Source organism: Mesorhizobium sp. M7A.F.Ca.MR.362.00.0.0 (genome assembly GCF_004023175.1).
Classification (GTDB): domain Bacteria; phylum Pseudomonadota; class Alphaproteobacteria; order Rhizobiales; family Rhizobiaceae; genus Mesorhizobium.
The window spans coordinates 3,334-5,925 of record NZ_RZTF01000391.1 but is presented as its reverse complement, the minus strand read 5'-3'; the positions used below and the strand labels follow the sequence as shown (position 1 = coordinate 5,925).

Genomic DNA, 2,592 nt, shown 5'->3' with positions numbered 1-2,592 from the left:
CTGTGGCTTGCCGGTCACGGTCATCGGCAATTCGGTGCGGAAGCGGAAACGCCATCTCAGGCAACGGGCTGCAGTTCGCTGTGGGCTTCCAGACTGAAGAACCCAAGCAGTCCGTTGACGACCAGTCGCGCCACTGTATCTAATTGCCAGCCTGGGCCAAGTTTTCATGGTACAAATATAAGAAATATATATGTAAGAAATACCACGATATGGACAGCGCCCGTCAAGAATGTTGTTCTTTCAGTGCTAAAACTCACATTGCATATGAAGAGCGCTAAAATCAAAAGCACTGTGTCAGTCGCTGGAAGCCCCAGGGTTAACCCTCTTCCCGTCAGCAGGCTGGCGGCCGCGACCGCCGGTATTGTCAAACCGATTGTGGCGCAAGCGGAACCCATCGCGACATTCAAACCGCGTTGCAGCTCATTGTTGAGTGAAGCGCGAACCGCCGAAATGGCCTCTGGCATCAAAACCAGCCCGGCGATCAATGCCCCCACAATGCTGTCAGCCTGGGTCACCTGATAGGCAACGAGCGTATCCTCGACGCTTGCGGCGACCTGCTCGGCGAGCATGACAATGCCAATCAGCCCGATCAAAAGCAGCAATGCGCCGGCAAAGACGCTTTCGTGAGGGGCAGTCCGCAGCGAAACGCCGTGGGCCTGCCCTTCGACAAAGTCTTCTCGGTGGCGGACAGTCTGCGCGAACACAAAACTTGCATAAAGCAGCACCGAAAGCACGCTCACAAAGCCAAGTTGAGCTGCCGAAAATGTGCCCGGCCCCGTAGCTTGTGTGTAGGTTGGCAGAATAAGCGTCATGATGGTCAGCGCGATCAGAACCGCGAGATATGCGCTGGTCCCTTGTCGAACAATTGCCTGCTTGCGATGACGCCAGCCGCCAAGCGCGAGACAGGTGCCGACGACGCCGGTGGATGCAATCATCACTGTTGAAAAGACAGACTCACGTGCAAGCGTAGGGTTGTTCTCTCCATGCAGCATCATGGAAACGATGATCGACACCTCGATTGCCGTCACGGCAAAAGTCAGCACCAATGTGCCGTAGGGCTCTCCTACACGCCGAGCCACCGCCTCGGCGTGGTCGAGGACCACGAAAATGGTGGTGAACATAATCGCACTCGAAAGCGCTCCGACGAGTATCCTGGCGCTCAGCGAACCTTCGTCCGCCGACAGTCCGCCGGCTCTGACGGCGACAGCCATCACCAAGGCGGCCAAGGGCATCGCATACGAAGTCACCGAACGTCCGAAACCGCTCATGCAGGCCCCTGCGCGCTGCTGCGAACCGTGGCTGCATTCGCGCACCGACAGATCGAAGCGTTCACCCGTTCACGCCGTCTTCTGCGCCACCAGCCCCAGTTCCTCCACCATCGCCTCGCGCATCAAGAACTTCTGCGGCTTGCCGGTCACCGTCATCGGCAATTCGGTGCGGAAGCGTATGTGGCGGGGGATCTTGTAATGGGCGATCTGGCCGGCGCAGAAGTTCTTGACCTCCTGCTCGGTGGCGATCTGGCCGGGCTTGAGCACGATCCAGGCGCACAGCTCCTCGCCATATTTGGCGTCGGGAATGCCGAACACCTGCACCTCCTTGACCTTTGGATGGCGGTAGAGGAATTCCTCGACCTCCCTGGGATAGACGTTCTCGCCGCCGCGGATAACCATATCCTTGACCCGGCCGACGATGTTGCAATAGCCCTCGGCGTCTATGGTGGCGAGGTCGCCGGTGTGCATCCAGCCGTCGCTGTCGATCGCCTCGCGGGTCTTGTCGTCGTCGTCCCAGTAACCCTTCATCACCGAATAGCCGCGCGTGCAAAGCTCGCCCGGTACGCCGACCGCAACGGTAGCGCCATCGGCATCGACCGCCTTGACCTCGACATGGGGGTGAATGCGCCCGACGGTCGAGACGCGCTTTTCCAAGGGGTCGTCGACGCCGCTCTGGAACGACACCGGGCTGGTCTCGGTCATGCCGTAGGCGATGGTCACCTGTTCCATATGCATCAGCGACACCACCTTCTTCATCACCTCGATCGGGCATGGCGAGCCGGCCATGATGCCGGTGCGCAGTCTGGAGAGATCGAAGGCGGAAAAATCCGGATGATCCAGCAGGGCGACGAACATGGTCGGCACGCCATAGAGCCCGGTGCAGCGTTCCTGAGCCACCGCCTTCAACGTCGCGCCGGCATCGAAGCCCTCGCCCGGGAAAACCATCGTGGCGCCCTTCGTGACGCAGCCCATCGTGCCCATCGACATGCCGAAGCAGTGATAGAGCGGCACCGGGATGCACAGCCGGTCGTCGACGGTCAGCTTGATCGCCGAAGTGACGAAATTGCCGTTGTTGACGATGTTGTTGTGGGTCAGCGTCGCGCCCTTGGGGGCTCCCGTGGTGCCTGAGGTGAACTGGATGTTGATGGCCTCGCCCGGCTTCAGCTTCTCCGAGATGCGGTCGAGGCTGTCATGCTCGTCACGCCCGGCCATGGCCAGCACGTCGCCGAAATTGAACATGCCGGGCGAATTCTCGTCGCCCATGCGGATGACGATCTTCAGCGCCGGCAGTTTCTGCGCCTTGAGCTTGCCCGGTGTGGCC

General features: G+C 60.1%; 1 protein-coding gene and 1 pseudogene (1 of these 2 only partly in view). Both read right to left on the bottom strand.

The features are described from left to right. Window positions 1-164: 164 nt before the first annotated feature. Window positions 165-1,268 carry a calcium:proton antiporter gene (locus EOC06_RS30965; protein WP_127269260.1) on the bottom strand — a complete coding sequence of 368 codons (1,104 nt, stop codon included), beginning with the start codon at window positions 1,266-1,268 and terminating at the stop codon, window positions 165-167. 69 nt (window positions 1,269-1,337) lie between these two features. Beyond that, window positions 1,338-2,592 (bottom strand): annotated as a pseudogene (locus EOC06_RS30960) (AMP-binding protein) (it continues 522 nt past the right edge of the window).